This window comes from Amorphus suaedae, from assembly GCF_053629675.1.
On sequence record NZ_JBRJIT010000001.1, the window covers coordinates 2,337,144 to 2,354,165 of the forward strand.

The 17,022-nt window shown below is 68.9% G+C and carries 14 protein-coding genes; 9 read left to right on the forward strand and 5 right to left on the reverse strand.

Features of this window, described 5'->3' with window-relative positions; genetic code table 11:
• The first annotated feature begins 115 nt into the window (after nucleotides 1-115).
• From AB7M35_RS10500 to AB7M35_RS10510, 3 genes are all read left to right on the forward strand, one after another.
• Entirely contained in the window at nucleotides 116-655 is a 540-nt protein-coding gene (locus tag AB7M35_RS10500) for a TRAP transporter small permease subunit (protein ID WP_453959508.1), read from the forward strand.
• Nucleotides 656-663: 8 nt separating this feature from the next.
• Nucleotides 664-2,259, forward strand: coding sequence for a TRAP transporter large permease (locus AB7M35_RS10505; protein ID WP_453959509.1), 1,596 nt, complete (start codon nucleotides 664-666; stop codon nucleotides 2,257-2,259).
• A 133-nt stretch (nucleotides 2,260-2,392) separates the two neighbouring features.
• On the forward strand, nucleotides 2,393-5,863 hold the full coding sequence (locus AB7M35_RS10510; RefSeq protein WP_453959511.1) for an indolepyruvate ferredoxin oxidoreductase family protein: 3,471 nt from the start codon (nucleotides 2,393-2,395) through the stop codon (nucleotides 5,861-5,863).
• A 187-nt stretch (nucleotides 5,864-6,050) separates the two neighbouring features.
• Here AB7M35_RS10510 and AB7M35_RS10515 read toward each other — a convergent pair whose 3' ends face one another.
• The 3 genes from AB7M35_RS10515 to AB7M35_RS10525 all read right to left on the reverse strand — a co-directional run bounded on the left by AB7M35_RS10515 (nucleotide 6,051) and on the right by AB7M35_RS10525 (nucleotide 9,543).
• On the reverse strand, nucleotides 6,051-7,289 hold the full coding sequence (locus AB7M35_RS10515) for a L,D-transpeptidase family protein (protein WP_453959513.1): 1,239 nt from the start codon (nucleotides 7,287-7,289) through the stop codon (nucleotides 6,051-6,053).
• Between the two features lie 290 nt (nucleotides 7,290-7,579).
• Entirely contained in the window at nucleotides 7,580-8,542 is a 963-nt protein-coding gene (locus AB7M35_RS10520; RefSeq protein ID WP_453959515.1) for an acetyl-CoA carboxylase carboxyltransferase subunit alpha, read from the reverse strand.
• Between the two features lie 62 nt (nucleotides 8,543-8,604).
• Complete coding sequence (locus tag AB7M35_RS10525; protein WP_453959516.1) at nucleotides 8,605-9,543, reverse strand: site-specific tyrosine recombinase XerD; 939 nt, start codon at nucleotides 9,541-9,543, stop codon at nucleotides 8,605-8,607.
• A 131-nt stretch (nucleotides 9,544-9,674) separates the two neighbouring features.
• Between AB7M35_RS10525 and AB7M35_RS10530 the strand changes: the two genes are divergently transcribed.
• The 5 genes from AB7M35_RS10530 to AB7M35_RS10550 all read left to right on the forward strand — a co-directional run bounded on the left by AB7M35_RS10530 (nucleotide 9,675) and on the right by AB7M35_RS10550 (nucleotide 13,939).
• Entirely contained in the window at nucleotides 9,675-10,286 is a 612-nt protein-coding gene (locus AB7M35_RS10530) for a shikimate kinase (protein WP_453959517.1), read from the forward strand.
• Nucleotides 10,286-11,407 carry a 3-dehydroquinate synthase gene (gene aroB, locus AB7M35_RS10535; RefSeq protein WP_453959519.1) on the forward strand — a complete coding sequence of 374 codons (1,122 nt, stop codon included), beginning with the start codon at nucleotides 10,286-10,288 and terminating at the stop codon, nucleotides 11,405-11,407. The genes AB7M35_RS10530 and aroB overlap by 1 nt, the downstream gene beginning before the upstream one ends.
• On the forward strand, nucleotides 11,404-12,687 hold the full coding sequence (locus AB7M35_RS10540; protein ID WP_453959520.1) for an HlyC/CorC family transporter: 1,284 nt from the start codon (nucleotides 11,404-11,406) through the stop codon (nucleotides 12,685-12,687). The genes aroB and AB7M35_RS10540 overlap by 4 nt, the downstream gene beginning before the upstream one ends.
• Before the next feature lie 112 nt (nucleotides 12,688-12,799).
• Complete coding sequence (locus AB7M35_RS10545; protein WP_453959521.1) at nucleotides 12,800-13,543, forward strand: sulfite exporter TauE/SafE family protein; 744 nt, start codon at nucleotides 12,800-12,802, stop codon at nucleotides 13,541-13,543.
• An 84-nt stretch (nucleotides 13,544-13,627) separates the two neighbouring features.
• Complete coding sequence (locus tag AB7M35_RS10550; protein ID WP_453959522.1) at nucleotides 13,628-13,939, forward strand: hypothetical protein; 312 nt, start codon at nucleotides 13,628-13,630, stop codon at nucleotides 13,937-13,939.
• 18 nt (nucleotides 13,940-13,957) lie between these two features.
• Here AB7M35_RS10550 and AB7M35_RS10555 read toward each other — a convergent pair whose 3' ends face one another.
• Nucleotides 13,958-14,953, reverse strand: a complete 996-nt coding sequence (locus tag AB7M35_RS10555; RefSeq protein WP_453959523.1) for a LysR family transcriptional regulator — start codon at nucleotides 14,951-14,953, stop codon at nucleotides 13,958-13,960.
• Between the two features lie 104 nt (nucleotides 14,954-15,057).
• On the opposite strand from AB7M35_RS10555, the gene AB7M35_RS10560 reads away from it, so the two are divergent.
• A complete protein-coding gene (locus tag AB7M35_RS10560) occupies nucleotides 15,058-15,519 on the forward strand; it encodes a cupin domain-containing protein (RefSeq protein ID WP_453959525.1) in 462 nt (153 codons plus the stop codon).
• A 47-nt stretch (nucleotides 15,520-15,566) separates the two neighbouring features.
• On the opposite strand, the gene AB7M35_RS10565 is transcribed toward AB7M35_RS10560, so the two are convergent.
• A complete protein-coding gene (locus AB7M35_RS10565; protein WP_453959526.1) occupies nucleotides 15,567-16,982 on the reverse strand; it encodes an undecaprenyl-phosphate glucose phosphotransferase in 1,416 nt (471 codons plus the stop codon).
• Between the last annotated feature and the right edge of the window lie 40 nt (nucleotides 16,983-17,022).

Below are 17,022 nucleotides of genomic sequence, written 5' to 3' on the forward strand. Positions count from 1 at the left end.
CCCGACGGGGCGGCTTCGCCCCCTGGCGTCCATCGGACGGCGCGGCATCCGGCCGCGCCGCTTCCGTGACGATCTCGCGCCGCATCCCCGCGCAGACCCCGCAGGAACATTCCGTATGCGTGCCATCGCCACCGTGATCGATGCCTTCAATCTCTGGACGGGCAAGATCCTGTCCTGGCTCGCCCTCGCCATCGTCGTCGTCCAGTTCGTCGTCGTGGTCATGCGCTACGTGTTCGGCGTCGGCTCCATCCAGATGCAGGAGCTGATCATCTACATGCACGCCTTCCTGTTCATGCTGGCGGCCGCCTACACGCTGCGCGTGGACGGGCACGTGCGGATCGACATCTTCTACCGGGAGGCCACCCCGCGCCGGAAGGCGTGGGTGAACCTGCTCGGCTGCATCTTCTTCCTGCTGCCGGTCTGCATCCTCATCGGCTGGATCAGCTGGCCCTACGTGTCCAACTCGTGGGCGATCCTGGAAGGCTCGCGGGAATCGTCGGGCATCCAGGGCGTATTCCTCCTGAAGACGGCGATCATCGCCTTCGCGGTCCAGATCGGCCTCCAGGGCATTTCCATGATGTGCCACTCCCTTCTCGCGCTCGCCGGCGACCAGCGGGAGCTCGCCGCTCTCGACGCCCCGATGCAAACGCCCTGAGCGCCCCCATGACGTTTGAAGATTTCGCCCATCTCCTCGACCTCTTCATGTTCCTGGCGGCATGCATCGTGCTGCTGTCGGGCTTCCCGGTCGCCTTCACGCTGTCCGGCATCGCTCTGATCTTCGGCCTGATCGGCATGCTGTTCGGCGTGTTCGACATCGCCTTCTTCGCCGCCCTGCCCCAGCGCATCTTCGGCACCATGACCAACGAGGTCCTGGTCGCCGTGCCGCTGTTCATCTTCATGGGCGTGATGCTCGAGCGCTCGCGGGTGGCCGAGGAACTCCTCGACACCATGGGCAAGCTGTTCGGCCACATGCGCGGCGGCCTTGGCCTGTCGGTGTCCATCGTCGGCGCGCTCTTGGCCGCCTCCACCGGCATCGTCGGCGCCACCGTGGTGACCATGGGCCTCCTGTCGCTGCCGACGATGCTGAAGCGCGGCTACAGCCCGCGGCTTGCCTGCGGCTCCATCGCCGCCGCCGGCACGCTCGGACAGATCATCCCGCCCTCCATCGTGCTGGTGGTGCTCGGCGACCAGCTGATGAACGCCTACCAGAAGGCCCAGCTCGACATGGGGATCTTCTCCCCGGAAACCGTCTCGGTGGGCGACCTGTTCGCCGGCGCACTGCTTCCCGGCCTGATGCTGGTGTTCATGTACATCACCTACCAGCTGATCGTCGCGCTGATCTGGCCGGAATCCAGCCCCGCGATGCCGCCGGAAGAGGGCGAGCACGTCACCTTCGGCAAGTTCATGCACGCGCTGGTGCCGCCGATCGTGCTGATCGTCTCGGTGCTGGGCTCGATCCTCGCCGGTGTCGCCACGCCCACCGAGGCGGCCTCGGTCGGCGCCGTCGGCGCCCTGCTGCTCGGCGGGCTGCGGCTCGACCAGGGCCGGCCGATCCCGATCTACGTCGCCGGCCTCGCGGTGGTCGGGCTGCTGATCCTGGTGTCCACCGTCGACATGCGCGTCAACCGCGAGGTCATCGACAGCGGCGACCAGTTCGCCATCTACGTCGCCGTCGCCCTCTGCGCCGTCGTCGCCTATGGCTGCCTCGTGGCCTTCCTGCGGGTGCTGCGCGCCGGCGTCATGCAGCCGGTGCTGGAAGGCACCACCCAGATCACCTGCATGGTGTTCGTGATCCTCATCGGTGCCGCGCTGTTCTCGCTGGTCTTCCGCGGCCTCGGCGGCGAGGAGATGGTCAAGGAGTTCCTCTCCAACCTGCCGGGCGGCACCATCGGCGCGATCCTCGCCGTCATGCTGCTGATGTTCTTCCTGGGCTTCTTCCTCGACTTCCTGGAAATCGTCTTCGTCGTCGTGCCGCTGGTGGCCCCCGTCCTCTTGCAGATGGAGATGCCCAACGGCCAGCCCATGAGCCCGATCTGGCTCGGCATCATGATGGCGGTGAACCTGCAGACCTCGTTCCTGACGCCGCCGTTCGGCTTCGCGCTGTTCTATCTGCGCGGCGTCGCCCCGCCCGAGGTGAAGACCATGTCGATCTACCTGGGCGTCATCCCGTTCGTGCTGATCCAGATCCTGGCGCTGCTCATCCTCTGGTACGTGCCGCAGCTCTCCACCTGGCTGCCGACGGTCATCTACGGCAACTGACCCCGCCGCTCCGCTTGGCCGCCCGCGCCGTCATCACAACGGCGCGGGCGGTCCCGTTTCCGGTTGACCCCGGCCGGCGAGAATTGGAGTCTCTCCAGAAAGCCGTTTCCTTCCGTTCCCGAGGTTCGCATCCATGGCTCCGCGCCCCGTGACGCTCGACGAGAAGTACGACCTGGCCACCGAGCGCATCTTCGTATCGGGCACCCAGGCCGTCGTGCGTCTCACCCTGATGCAGCAGGCGCGGGACGCCGCGCTCGGCAAGTCCACGGCCGGCTATGTCACCGGCTACCGCGGCTCGCCGCTCGGGGGCCTCGACCAGCAGTTCGCCCGCGCCGGCAAGCGCCTGCAGGAGGCCGGCATCCTGTTCCAGCCGGGCCTCAACGAGGATCTGGCCGCCACCGCGCTGTGGGGCACCCAGCAGGCCGAGCTGCGCGGCACCGGCCGCCACGACGGCGTGTTCGGCGTCTGGTACGGCAAGGGCCCCGGCGCCGACCGCTCCGGCGACGCCTTCCGCCACGCCAACCTCGCCGGCACCTCGCCCTGGGGCGGCGTGCTCGCCCTGATGGGCGACGACCACACCTGCGAATCCTCCACCACCGCCCACCAGTCCGAGTTCGCCTTCGTCGACGCGATGATCCCGATCCTCAGCCCGGCCGGCGTCCAGGAGGTCATCGACTACGGGCTCTACGGCTTTGCCCTGTCGCGCTTCGCCGGCACCTGGGCGGCGCTCAAGTGCGTCAAGGACACCATCGAATCGACCGCCTCAATCGACGGCAGCCTCGACCGGCTGTCGATCGTGCGGCCCGACTTCGCGATGCCCCCCGGCGGACTGAACATCCGTCAGGGCTTCGACGCGCTCGGCCAGGAGGAGCGCCTCCACACCCACAAGATCCCGGCGGCGCTGGCCTTCACCCGCGCCAACCGTCTCGACCGGATCGTCACCCAGGGCGGCCGCCGCCCCCGGCTCGGCATCGTCTCGGTCGGCAAGAGCTGGCTCGACGTGCTGGAGGCCCTCGACATCCTCGGCATCGACGAGGTCGACTGCGCCCATCTCGGCATCCGCCTGTGCAAGGTCGGCTGCCCCTGGCCGCTCAACCCCGAGGCGGCGGTCGAGTTCGCCGGCGGCCTGCCGCAGATCCTGGTGGTGGAGGAAAAGCGCGGCCTGATCGAACCGCAGCTCAAGGAGATCCTGTTCGCCCGCACCGAGCGGCCGGTCATCGAGGGCAAGCGCGACAGCGCCGGCGCCTGGCTGTTCCCCTCCAATGGCGCCCTCGACGCGACGATGGTGGCCGAGGCGATCGGCGCGCGCATCGTGGCGCTCACCGGCGACGAGCGCATCGCCGCGAAGCTGGAGCGCGTCCGCGCCGCCCGGCGCCGGCTCGCCGAGACCACCGACATCTCCACCCGGCGCCCCTATTTCTGCGCCGGCTGCCCGCACAACTCCTCCACCGTGGTGCCCGACGGCAGCCACGCCTTCGCGGGTATCGGCTGCCACTTCATGTCCATGTGGATGGACCGCTCCACCGAGGGCTTCACCCAGATGGGCGGCGAGGGCGCCAACTGGATCGGCGAGGCACCGTTCTCCACCACGCCCCACGTCTTCCAGAACATCGGCGACGGCACGTTCAACCACTCCGGCATCATGGCGATCCGCGCCGCCAAGGCCGCCGGCGTCACCATGACCTACAAGATCCTCTACAACGACGCGGTCGCCATGACCGGCGGCCAGACCAACGACGGCGGCCTGACGGTGCAGCAGATCGCCGCCGAGGTGGCCGCCATCGGACCGGAGAAGCTGGTCGTCGTCAGCGACGAGCCGGACAAGTACACCGCCGGCTGGCCGTCCGGCACCAGCGTCTTTCACCGCGACGACCTCGACGAGGTCCAGCGCGACCTGCGCAAGCTGCCGGGCCTGACGGTGCTGATCTACGACCAGACCTGCGCGGCGGAAAAGCGCCGCCGCCGCAAGCGCGGCACCTTCCCCGATCCCGACAAGCGCATCCTCATCAACGAGGAGGTCTGCGAGGGCTGCGGCGACTGCTCGGTCCAGTCGAACTGCGTGGCCGTGCAGCCGGTGGAAACCGAGTTCGGCCGCAAGCGCAGGATCGACCAGTCGAGCTGCAACAAGGACTTCTCCTGCCTGAAGGGGTTCTGCCCGTCCTTCGTCACCGTCCACGGCGCACGCCTGCACACCCGCTCCGAGACCGTCGTCGACGACACCGGCGCCACCCCGCTGCCGGAACCCTCGCTGCCCGGCCTGTACCGGCCCTACGGCATCCTGATCACCGGCGTCGGCGGAACCGGCGTCGTCACCATCGGCGCGATCCTCGGCATGGCGGCCCATCTGGAGGGCAAGGGCTGCGGCATCATCGACATGGCCGGGCTCGCCCAGAAGGGCGGCGCCGTCACCAGCCATCTCAAGCTGGCGCCGTCGCCGGAAGATCTGCACACCATCCGCGTCGGCACCGCGGGGGCGGACCTCGTCCTCGCCTGCGACATCGCGGTGGCCGGCATGGCGAAGCAGCTCGGCGCCATCGATCCCGGCCGCACGCGGATCGTCGCCAACACCCACGAGCAGCTGCCGGGCGACTTCGTGAAGGATCCCGACTTCTCGCTGCCGACCCGACGCGTCATCAAGGCGCTCGGCGATGCCGCCGGGCCGGACCGCGCCGCATTCTTCTCCGCCACCGAGATCGCCACCATGGTCTTCGGCGACGCCATCGCCGCCAACATGGTGATGCTCGGTGCCGCCTATCAGCTCGGGACCATCCCAGTGTCGTCGCTCTCCATCGAGAAGGCGATCTCTCTGAACGGCGTGGCGACGAAGCTCAACCTCGCCGCCTTCCGCTTCGGCCGGCGACTGGCCATCGATCCCGCCGCCGCGGAGGGTCTCGGCGGCGCCCGGAAGGAACCGGAACTCGACCACCGCCGGATCTCCGGCGATCTCGACGAGACGATCGCCCGCCGCGCCGGCATCCTCACCGACTACCAGAACGCCGACTACGCCAACCGCTACCTGAAGCGGCTCGACCAGGTCCGCCAGCTGGAAGCCCGGATGGTGCCCGGCCGCACCGATCTCGTCGAGAGCGTCGCCCGCTCGCTGTTCAAGCTGATGGCGATCAAGGACGAGTACGAGGTCGCACGGCTCTACACCTCGCCGGCATTCCGAGCGCAGCTCGCCAGCCAGTTCGAAGGCTGGGAGCGGCTGGAGCTCAATCTTGCGCCGCCCTTCCTGTCGAAAACCGATCCGCGTACCGGCCGCCCGGCCAAGCGCACCTTCGGTCCTTGGATCCTCAAGGTGATGCCGGTGCTCGCCTGGGCGCGCCGCTTCCGCGGCGGCCCGCTGGACGTGTTCGGCCGCACCGACGAGCGCCGGCGCGAGCGTCAGGTGCTGGTCGACTACGAGGGGGTGCTGGACGAGATCGTCAGCGGCCTGACGCCGGAGACCTATGCGGCGGCCGTCGCGCTCGCCGCCTACCCGGAGAAGATCCGCGGCTACGGTCCGGTGAAGGACACCGCCATCGACCGAGCCCACGCCACCCGCGAGGAGCTGCGCCGCGCCTTCAGGTCTGGCGCCCGTCCCGGTGCCGTCGCGGCGGAGTAGTCTCCGCCGCCTGCCCCGCATTCCGTTCATCCGCGCGAATGCGGGGATCCATGCGGCCGGTCTGGTTGCGCGCGCGGAACGCGGCGTCCGGTACCCGCCCCTGCACCCAACAAAAAACCCCGCGACCGGTGGGTCGCGAGGTTCTTGAAGCTGTCTGGCGGGTCCGGACGGACGGGCCCGGCGAAACTCAGTTCCAGGGCAGCACCGAGTTGACGCGGTTGAAGGCGCTGCCGATGCGGCCGATGGGACCGGCGGGCTGTTCCTCGGGAACCAGCGCCAGCGCCGTCGACTTGGCGGCCTCGTCGCCCTCGACCTCGCCGGCCGGAGCCGCGGCAGCGCCGGGGGCCACGGGCGACTCGGGCGGCACCGGAACGCTGGAGGCGATCTCCATCACGCGTGCCGCGTCGTCGGTGGGCTCGCCTTCCGGCGCGGTCCCGGCGGGAATGGCCTGCGGGGTCTCGGCGGGCGCCGGCGACATGCCGGCGGCGTCCTTGCCGGAGCTGCCCTTGATGATGCCGGCGATGACCGACTTGCGGGCTTCCCAGTCCTCTTCGCGCTTCTCCTTGCGCTCGAGCGACGCGAGGATCTGCTGGGTGCGCTCGTTGTCCTGGCGCTGCTTGGAGGCAACCGCGATCCAGATGTCCTGGGGCACCTCGTAGGCCGGGCAGGCGTCGGATGCGCGGAAGGACTTGCCGTCCTTGGCCTGGGCGTCGAACACGTACTTGTGTTCGCAGACCGCGACCTGCGGCTCCTGGTGCGTCACCTCGAAGTGGTCGTACCCGTCCTTCAGCATCGCCCAGAACGGCATGTTCTCGTCGTCGTGGTGCTTCGCCATGTTCTCCGGCGTCATGCGGAACGGGAAGGCCTGCACCTGGAAGGAGCGCTGCCCGCCACGGAAGGCTTCGCGGCCGAGCGCGTAGATCTCCTCGATCTGCTCGTCGGTCATGGCGTAGCAGCCGCGCGACGAGCAGTCGCCGTGGACCATCAGGAACGAGCCGGTCCGCCCCAGCGAGGCGTCGTAGCTGTTCGGAAAGCCGAGATTGAACGAGAGGTGATAGCTGGAGTTCGGGTTCATCTGGGCCGGGCGGATCGTATAGAAGCCCTCCGGCGACTGGCGGTCGCCCTCGGCCTTCTTCGGCCCGAGTTCGCCCGACCAGGCGCAGATCTCGTAGGTCGAAAGCAGCGCGAACTTGCCCTCGCGCGTCTTCTTCCAGACCTCGAGCTCGTTCTCTTCCTTGAAGATACGGACGAGGATCGGCGACGTCGTCGTCATGTCGAGACGCTTGATCTTCGCCATGATCGAGGGGCTGAGCGGCTTCATGTGCTTGGGCAGGTCGGAGACCTGGCAGCCCGCCAGCGCGAGTCCGAGCGCAGCGGCTGCAACCAGCCCGCGCCAGCTCGACAGAATGCCTCGGCAACTCGTCACGACAGTCACCCTTCGGTTAGATCCCGGCCCCGCATCATACACGCGGAACGGCACTGATCACATCCAAGGAACCGGAGCGCGGCGTCCGCGTTAAAGGTAACGCGCGCTTGTCCGGCGATACGGCTTCGACCGTCTCGAACGCCAAGTCTACCCGATCAGGGTTGCCAAACAGTAACCGCGATTCCGGCGACTGGTTCAACCCGTGCGCGGTGCAGTGCCCGACGGTTTTCCAATCCCTCGCAACACACCGAAAATACGGCGTTGTTGTGACGCGAGGCTGCTTGTCGGCCTCAGCGCTCGAGCGTGCGGCCGATCGCGAGGAACTTGTCGGCCCGCGCGCGCTTCAGGCTGGACGCGTCTTCCGTCACGAGCTGCTTGAGCGACGCCTCCACGGCGTTGCCGACCGCGGCCATGATCGCGTCGCGATCGCGGTGCGCGCCGCCCGTCGGCTCCGGCACGATCTCGTCCACCACCTTCAGCCGCAGCAGGTCCTGGGCGGTGATCTTCATGTTGGTTGCCGCGTCCTGGGCCCTCGCGGAATCGCGCCACAGGATCGATGCGGCGCCCTCCGGCGAGATGACGCTGTAGATGGAATGCTCCAGCATGATCACGCGATTGGTGGTCGCCAGCGCGATCGCGCCGCCGGAACCGCCCTCGCCGATCACCACCGCCACGTTCGGCTGTCCGAGCGCCAGGCAGGCCTCGGTCGAGCGCGCGATCGCCTCGGCCTGGCCGCGCTCCTCGGCGCCGATGCCGGGATAGGCGCCGGCCGTGTCCACCAGCGCGATCACCGGCAGCTTGAAGCGATCGGCCAGCTTCATGATGCGCACGGCCTTGCGGTAGCCCTCGGGCCGCGCCATGCCGAAATTGTGCTTCAGGCGGGTGGCGGTGTCGTGACCCTTTTCCTGGGCCAGAACGGCGACAGGCGTGCCCCGGAAGCGGCCGAGGCCGCCGATGATGGCGCTGTCCTCGCCGAATGCCCGGTCGCCGGCAAGCGGCGTGAACTCGGAAATCAGCGACGCGATGTAGTCGCTCGCGTGCGGCCGGTCCGGATGGCGCGCCACCAGCGTCTTCTGCCACGGCGTGAGCTTGGCGTAGATGTCCTTGAGGGCCTGGTTCGCCTTCGCCTCCAGGCGCGCGATCTCGTCGGCGACATCCACCGACCGTTCGTCGCTTGCGGCCAGCGCGCGCAGTTCCTCCAGCTTCCCGACGAGGTCGGCGACCGGTTTTTCGAACTCCAGAAAGCTATGCATGCGACGTGTCGGTTCCTTCGGCGGTCAGGGTGGCGGGACCGTGAGACCCACCGCCCGGGAAGTCAAGTTGCGGGGCGCGCCAGCGGATGGTGCTCGCCGACGAGTTTGGCCAGCCGTTCAGCCAGAACATGGGTGTAGATCTCGGTGGTGCCGATGTCGGCGTGGCCGAGCAGCTGCTGCACGACCCTGAGGTCGGCCCCGTTCTGGAGGAGATGGCTGGCGAAAGCATGGCGGAGCACATGGGGTGACACCCGCGAGGGTTCCAGTCCGGCCGCCATGGCGACGTCCTTCAGGTCGCGCGCGAACGCCTGCCGGGTCAGATGGCCGCTGTCGCTGTCGGCGGGGAAGAGATGCCGGCTCTTCGCCCGTTGCGGGCGGGCGTCGCGCAGCCCGCGGAACGCCGTCATCGCCGCGCAGGCACCGGCGGTGAGCGGCACGATGCGCTCGCGGCCGCCCTTGCCGCGCACCAGGAGCACCGGGTCGCGCACCCGGCTGGCCGAAACCGGCAGCGACACCAGTTCCGACACGCGCATGCCGGTGGCATAGACGAGCTCCAGCAGGGTGTAGGTGCGGTGCGCCTTCAGTGCCCGTGCCGGCGAGAGATTCGCCCCCTCGGCGGCCGCCTTGGCGGTGCCGATCAGCCGGTCGACCTCCTCCACCGAGAGGATCTTCGGCAGCGGCCGGACGCGTTTCGGCCGGGCGATCCGGCCGGCCGGGTCGTCGGCGCGGTCGCCTTCGGCGTGCAGGAAGCGGAAGAACCGCCGAAGCGCCGACAGGTGGCGCGCCTGGCTGGACGCGGCGAAGCCCCGGCTCGCGAGGTCGGAGAGATGGGCCGAGACGTCCTCGGCGCTGGCGGCGTCGAGGCTGCGGCCGCGCGCCCGCTGGAAGCGCGCGAACGCCTCCAGGTCGCGCCGATAGGCGGCCAGCGTGTTGTGCGCCGCGCCGGCCTCCACGGCCATCGCCTCCAGGAAGCGCTCGATTTCGATCCCCGACCGATCCATCTCAGTTCCGTCAACGGCTGCGCCGGAGGGGTCCGGGCGTGCTAGGAACCTAGCCGGCGAGACTTGACAGGTCGTTAGCCGCACCTTTCAACCAGACGATCGTCATCCTCACACCCGAGCGAGCGTTTTTCGTGTCCTCCGCGCCGAGCCAGACTTCCGCCCCCGACCGCGCCGCCGCGCAGGTCGTGGCGCGGCTCGGCCAGCGCTCGATCGTCCTCGTCGGCATGCCCGGCGCCGGCAAGACCACCGTCGGACGACGGCTCGCGACGCGGCTGGGGATCCCCTTTGTCGACGCCGACCACGAGATCGAGACGGCCGCCGGCATGGACATCGCCGACATCTTCCAGGTGCACGGCGAGGCTGCGTTCCGCGACGGCGAACGCCGCGTGATCCGCCGCCTGCTCGACAACGGGCCGCAGGTGCTGGCGACCGGCGGCGGCGCGTTCATGAACGCCGAGACGCGCGCCGCCATCGCCGCCGCCGGCGTCTCCGTCTGGCTGCGCGCCGACCTCGCCACCCTGATGCAGCGCGTCCGCAAGCGCAGCCACCGGCCGCTGCTGGCCAACGCCGACCCCGACGAGGTGATGCGCCGGCTGCTGGCCGTCCGCGAGCCGGTGTTCGCGGGCGCCGACCTCACCATCCAGTCGTGGGAAACGCCCCACGAGACCATCGTGACCACCATGATCGAGACGCTCGCCGCGCATCTGTCGCGCGAGACGCCCTCCCAGGAGCCCCCCGAATGATGCTCGACACGACAAGCCCCCGCACCGTCACCGTCGAGCTTGGAGACCGCAGCTACGAGATCCTCATCGGTCCGGGGCTCGTCGGCCAGGCCGGCCGCCACCTGGCGCGGATCGCCCCGGGAAGCCGCGTGCTGGTGGTGAGCGACGAGGCCGTCGCCGCCCTGCATCTCGACGCGCTGCGCGAGGGCCTCTCGGCCGGCGGGGTGGAGAGCGAGGCGATCACCGTGCCGGCGGGCGAGGCGACCAAGTCGTTCGCCATGTTCGAGAAGGTCGTCGACGCCATCCTCGCCGCGCGGCTGGAGCGCGGCGACATCGTGATCGCGCTCGGCGGTGGCGTGGTGGGCGATCTCGCCGGCTTCGCGGCCGGCGTCGCGCGCCGCGGCATGGGCTTCGTGCAGATGCCAACCTCGCTGCTCGCCCAGGTCGATTCCTCCGTCGGCGGCAAGACCGGCATCAACTCCGCCCACGGCAAGAACCTCATCGGCGTGTTCCACCAGCCCCAGCTGGTGCTGATCGACACCGACCTGCTCGCCACCCTGCCCGACCGCCACATGCGGGCCGGCTACGCCGAGGTGGTGAAGTACGGGCTGATCGACGATCCGGACTTCTTCGCCTGGCTCGACGCCAACTGGTCCGACGTGTTCGCCGGCGGCGAGGCGCTCGCCCGCGCCATCGAGCAGAGCTGCCGCGCCAAGGCGCGGGTGGTGGCGGCCGACGAGCGCGAGCACGGCAACCGGGCGCTCCTCAATCTCGGCCACACCTTCGGCCACGCGCTGGAGGCCGCCCTCGGCTACGGCGAGACGCTGATCCACGGCGAGGGCGTGGCGATCGGCATGGCCATGGCGTTCCGCTTTTCCGCCGCGCTCGGCCTCTGCCCGCCCGAGGACGCGACGACCGTCGAGCGCCACCTGGCCGCCGTCGGCCTGCCCACCGATCTCTCCGGCCTGCCGGCGGAGGCCCGCGACGCCGACCGCCTGATCGCCCTGATGGCGCAGGACAAGAAGGTCCAGCGGGGCATGCTGACGTTCATCCTCGTACGCGGCATCGGAAAGGCCTATATCGCGCGGGATGTGACCCGCGACGCGGTTGCCGGCTTCCTGAAGGTGGAACTCGCCCGATGAGCGCACTCGAGCTCTGGCTGATCGCCGGCGCGATCGTCGTCCTGCTCCTCCTGTCCGCCTTCTTCTCGGGCTCGGAGACGGCGCTGACGGCCGCGTCGCGCGCCCGCATGCACCAGCTGGAGAAGGCCGGCGACAAGCGCGCCGGCACCGCGGGCAAGCTGATCGAGATCCGCGAGCGGCTGATCGGCGCCCTCCTGTTCGGCAACAACCTCGTCAACATCCTCGCCTCGTCGCTCGCCACCAGCGCCTTCATCACCGTTCTCGGCGATGCGGCCGTCGTCTACGCGACGCTGTTGATGACGTTCCTGGTGCTGATCTTCGCCGAGGTGCTGCCGAAGACGTGGGCGATCTCCACCCCCGACCGCTTTGCCGTCGCGGTGGCGCCAATCCTCAGGATCGTGGTCATCGTCTTCGGCCCGGTCACCATGGCCGTGCAGATCTTCGTGCGCTGGCTGCTGCGCCGCTTCGGCATCGACGTCGATGCCTCGCTCGGCATCTCGCCCCACGAGGAGATCCGCGGCACCGTCGACCTGCAGCACTACCAGGGCGGCCTGCACAAGGCAGAGCGCGACCGGCTCGGCGGCATCCTCGATCTCGGCGAACTCGAAGTCTCCGACGTGATGAAGCACCGCACCGCGATGCAGATGCTCAACGCCGACGAGCCGCCGGCCCAGATCGTCGAACAGGCGCTGGCGAGCCCCTACACCCGGCTGCCGCTGTGGCGGGGCGAATCGGAGAACATCGTCGGCGTCCTTCATGCCAAGGACCTGCTGCGCGCGCTCCATGCCGCCGAAGGCGATGTCGACAGCCTCGACATCCTGGCGATCGCCAAGCCGCCGTGGTTCGTCCCGGACACCACCAACCTGCACGACCAGCTCAACGTCTTCCTGAAGCGCAAGTCGCACTTCGCCCTCGTCGTCGACGAGTACGGCGAGGTGATGGGCCTGGTGACGCTGGAGGACATCCTGGAGGAGATCGTCGGCGAGATCTCCGACGAGCACGACATCGTCGTGCAGGGCGTGCGACCGCAGCCGGACGGCACGCTGCTGGTCGATGGCGGCGTCTCCATCCGCGACCTCAACCGCGCCCTGGACTGGAACCTTCCGGACGAGGAGGCCACCACCGCCGCCGGCCTCGTCATCCACGAGGCCCGGATGATCCCGGAGGAGAAGCAGGCCTTCACCTTCCACAAGGTCCGCTTCGTGGTGGAGAAGAAGGAGCGCAACCGCATCACCATGCTGCGCGTCCAGCCGGTCGCCGAAACGGAGCTGCCGGGCTAGCGCCAGCCGAGGAATGGCATCGTTTCGGCCCGATCGCACGTACCGCACTTCGTAGCGGGGGCACGTACGCTTCAAATTGCCGACGCCAAGCCTTCCGATCTATCATTCTGCAATGCTGGATCCGGGTCTCCTCATTCTCATTGCGGTCACGTTCCTGCTGGCGGGAACGGTGAAGGGCGTCATCGGGCTGGGGCTTCCCACCGTCAGCCTCGGCCTGCTGACGGCGGCCCTCGACCTTCCGACCGCGATGGCCTTGCTGATCGTCCCGTCGTTCGTCACGAACGCCTTCCAGGCCAGCGCCGGCGGCAACGCCAGGGCGATCCTGACCCGCATCTGGCCGTTCCTCCTGATGGCGACGGTGACCGTATGGATCGGCGCGAGCGCGCTGACACGGGTCGATCTCGACCTGCTGTCGGGCCTGCTGGGCCTGCTCCTTGTCGCCTATGCGGTGATCAACCTGGCGGGCGTGCGCCTCGTCATTCCGGCCCACCGGGAGGCATGGGCGGGTCCGGCGTTCGGCGTGGCGAACGGCATTCTCACCGGCATGACCGGATCCTTCATGGTTCCCGGCGTCATGTTCCTCCAGGGGATCGGGCTTTCCAGGGACATGCTCATCCAGGCGATGGGCATGCTGTTCACGGCCTCGACCGTCGCGCTCGCCCTCGCCCTCCAGACCAACAACCTGATCACGGGGACCATCGGCATCGCATCGGCAATTGCGCTGGCTCCGGCACTGGCCGGAATGGTCGCCGGACAGGCCATCCGCAAGCGGCTCTCCGAAGCGGTCTTTCGACGGGTGTTCTTCGCCTCCATCCTGCTTCTCGGCGGATACATCCTCGTGGAGGCGATGAGCTGAATGCGTCGCCCGATCGGACCGACACGCCCTGAGCGGCACCGGCGCGCGCCGGGCCAGGCTCCCGTCATCTGAGGAGACGCCCGGATGGCCCCCAGGCGGCTTCCGAGCCGACCGTCCGCCGCACGCCGGTCCGAGACCAGGAGCGCGCTTGCGTTCGCCGCGCTCTCGCTCGTCTGCCTGGCGGTGTTCTATCTCCCCGGGCCGATCCCGCCCGCGCCCGCCTCGGTCCTGGCGATCGTCCGCTGGCTCGGTCTCCTGTTCGGCGGGCTCTTCGCCTGGCTCTTCCTGCGGAGCCTGATGGACCTGATGCTCCTTGCGCCCCTCCGCGTCGCGCGCCCCGCGGCGTTGCTCGCTCTGGTCGCCGCGGCGGCCGGTCTTTGGGCATGGCTCGGCTGACGTCCGGACCTTTCTGGATCAGCGGATGTTGCGGGCAGCGAACTCCGCCTCGGTGACCGGAAACCGCACCTCGTCCACCGGCGCAAGCTGGCCCAGCACCAGCTCACGCAGCCAGCGCTGGTCGCGGCTGCCGGTATCGCGCTCGCGCCAATAGAGAAACATCTCCACCAGCGGCTCGTCGAAGGGCAGCCGGAAGACGTCGAGCCCCAGATGGTCCGCCACCGACAGGGCGAACCGCGTGGGCAGCACGCCGAGAAGATCCGTCCGGGCGGCGACGCGCCCGACGCCGTGATAGCCGGCGACGGTCACCTGCACGTGACGTGTCCGCCCCAGCCGGGCGAGCTCGGCGTCCTCGAAATGCGCGAAGTCGGCGCTCGCCGAGAAGATGACGTGAGGAAGCCCGCAGAACAGATCCATCGGCAGGCGGTCGCCCCACTTCAGGCCGCCCAGCAGCGGGTGGCCAGGGCGCGCGGTGACCACGTTGGACGCCCGAAAGACACGCTCTTTGCGGATCCAGTCGGGCGTTTCCACCCCGATGGACAGCACCATGTCGAACCGCCCGCCGGTCAGCATCGCCGGAAACTCCTCGATGCCCGCCGGCAGCATCTTCAGCCGCACGTTCGGCGAGCTGGCGCAGACCTTGGCCACCAGCTGCGGCATCAGCGTTTCCTGGAAGTAGTCGGAGGCCCCGATGACGAAGCTGCGGGTCAGCCGGGCCGGATCGAAGCCCCCGCCTCCCGAGAACGCCGTCTCCAGGCTGGCGAGCGCACTCCGCACCGGTTCCTGCAGCGACAGGGCGAAGTCGGTCGGTACGAGCGCATTGCCCTCGCGAACGAACAGCGGGTCCCCGAGGCTGTCGCGCAACCGCCGCAGGGCCGAACTGACCGCGGGCTGGCTGAGCCCGATCGCCTCGCCGACACGCGTGGTGTTGCGCGTGGCCAGCATGCCGTCGAGCACCCGCAGCAGATTGAGATCGAAGGCGCGGAAATTCACCATGTCGATACCAGAGATCATAACAATCGATTTCAATTATGAGTGTGCGCGCGGCACATGTCACGCCACGACGCCGGCCGGCATCGCTTCGAACAGACCAGTCCCACACGACAAGGACAGAACCGATGTACGTGAACGTCGACGCCTATTCTGCCGGCACCACCGTGTCCTGGCTCCACTCGGTCTACAGGATCCTCATCACCCCCGAGGAGACCAACGGCCTGCTCGGCATGTTCTCCGCCGTCGGCGCGCCCCGCTCGGGCCCGCCCCGGCACATTCACCACAACGAGGACGAGGTCATTCACCTCGTCGAGGGCGAGGTCCGCTTCTGGCTCGACGGCGAGAGCTTCGTGCGCGGCAGCGGCGACACCGTCTTCATCCCGCGCGGCAAGGAGCACGGCTTCTTCATCCTCAGCGAGACACCTGCGCGCTTCGTGACGTGCATGACGCCGGGCGGGTTCGAGGGTTTCTTCGCCAGCGTCGCCAACCGGGGCCTGCAGATCCCCCAGCACGCGCCGGAGATCGGCGTGCTCGCGGCCGGCTTCGGGTGCGAGTTCACCGGGCCACCGATCGGCCCCTCGGCCTGAGGCGTCCCCCTCCGGCCCGCCAGGACGGCGCCGGAGGGGCAACCGCCTCAGTAGGCGTTGTCGCGCTTGAACAGCACCACGAACGGCGTGATCAGCAGGATGTAGAGGTCGAGGCCCACCGACCAGCTGTCGACGTATTCGATGTCGTAGCGGATCCGCATCTGCAGCTTTTCCGCGCTGTCCGTTTCGCCCCGCCACCCGTTCACCTGCGCCCAGCCGGTGACCCCGGGCTTCACCCGATAGCGCTGCATGTAGTGCTGGACCGACCGCTCGAAGGGCTCGTCGTCGAGGACCGCTCCCTGGGCGTGCGGACGCGGCCCCACCAGCGACATCTCGCCCTTCAGGACGTTGAGGAACTGGGGCAGCTCGTCGAGGCTGGTGCGCCGCAGGAAGCGGCCCACTGCCGTCACCCGCGGATCGTCGCGGGTGGTCTGCTGCGTGCCGGCCACGTCCTCGGCATCCGTCCGCATGGTGCGGAACTTGTAGATGGTGAACAGCTCGCCGTTGAAGCCGGCGCGCGGCTGCCGGAACAGCACCGGCCCCGGGCTGTCGAGGCGGATCGCCAGCGCGATCGCGGCATAGACCGGCGCCAGCAGAACCAGCAGAAGCAACGAGAGAACCTTGTCCTCGATGACCTTCGCCACGCCGGCCCAGCCGAAGATCGGCTGGTCGAGGAGGCGCGGCAGCGGAATGCCCGCCAGCGAGTAGGAGCGGCGCTGGAACACGCGCCACATGATGAGGTCGGGTGCCAGCAGCACCAGGACCGGATAACGGTCGAGCTGATTCGAGATCGCCATCAACCGGTCCACGGCGTTCAGCGGCAGCGCGAGGATCACGGTGTCCACCTCACCGCGCACCACCGCCTCCTCCATCTCGGCGAGGCCGCCGAGCCGCGGGATGCCGTCGAAGTTCTCTGGCACCCGGTCGCCGCGCTCGTCATAGAAGCCGACGATGCGCAGGCCCGGATCGCGTGCCTCCACGAGGTACTGCATCAGCAGCTGGCCCTGGTCGCCGCCGCCGAAGATCGCCGCCCGCCGGATCAGGCCGCCGCGCCGCATGATCCGCCGCACGACCATCGCGGCGCCAATCCGCAGGCCCACCAGAACGACCCAGGAGGCGGCCGCCCACCCGATCGCCCACAGGCGCGAATAGGTCTCCGATTCCTTGAAGACGAAGGCGATCGCGGCGAGCACTGTCACCGACGACACCACGGCGATGGTGATCTGTAGAACCAGCCGGGGGCGGACCCTGTGCGGCTGATCGTTGTAGACCTTGTTCAACCATAGGAACCAGCTGCTGGTGGCGCCGCCGAGGAGGGTCGCCAGCGCGTATTCCGACTGCATCCCGATGCCGCTGCCGGGATAGATCAGGTAGACCGCGTAGCCGACGACGATGACCGCCACGAAATCGAGCACCCGCAGGAGTTCGGAAACGTGCTGCAGTCGCAGGGTGGATTTGGTCATCGGTCGGTCGACATTCGACTGGGCCCCCTTCGTCGCGGCG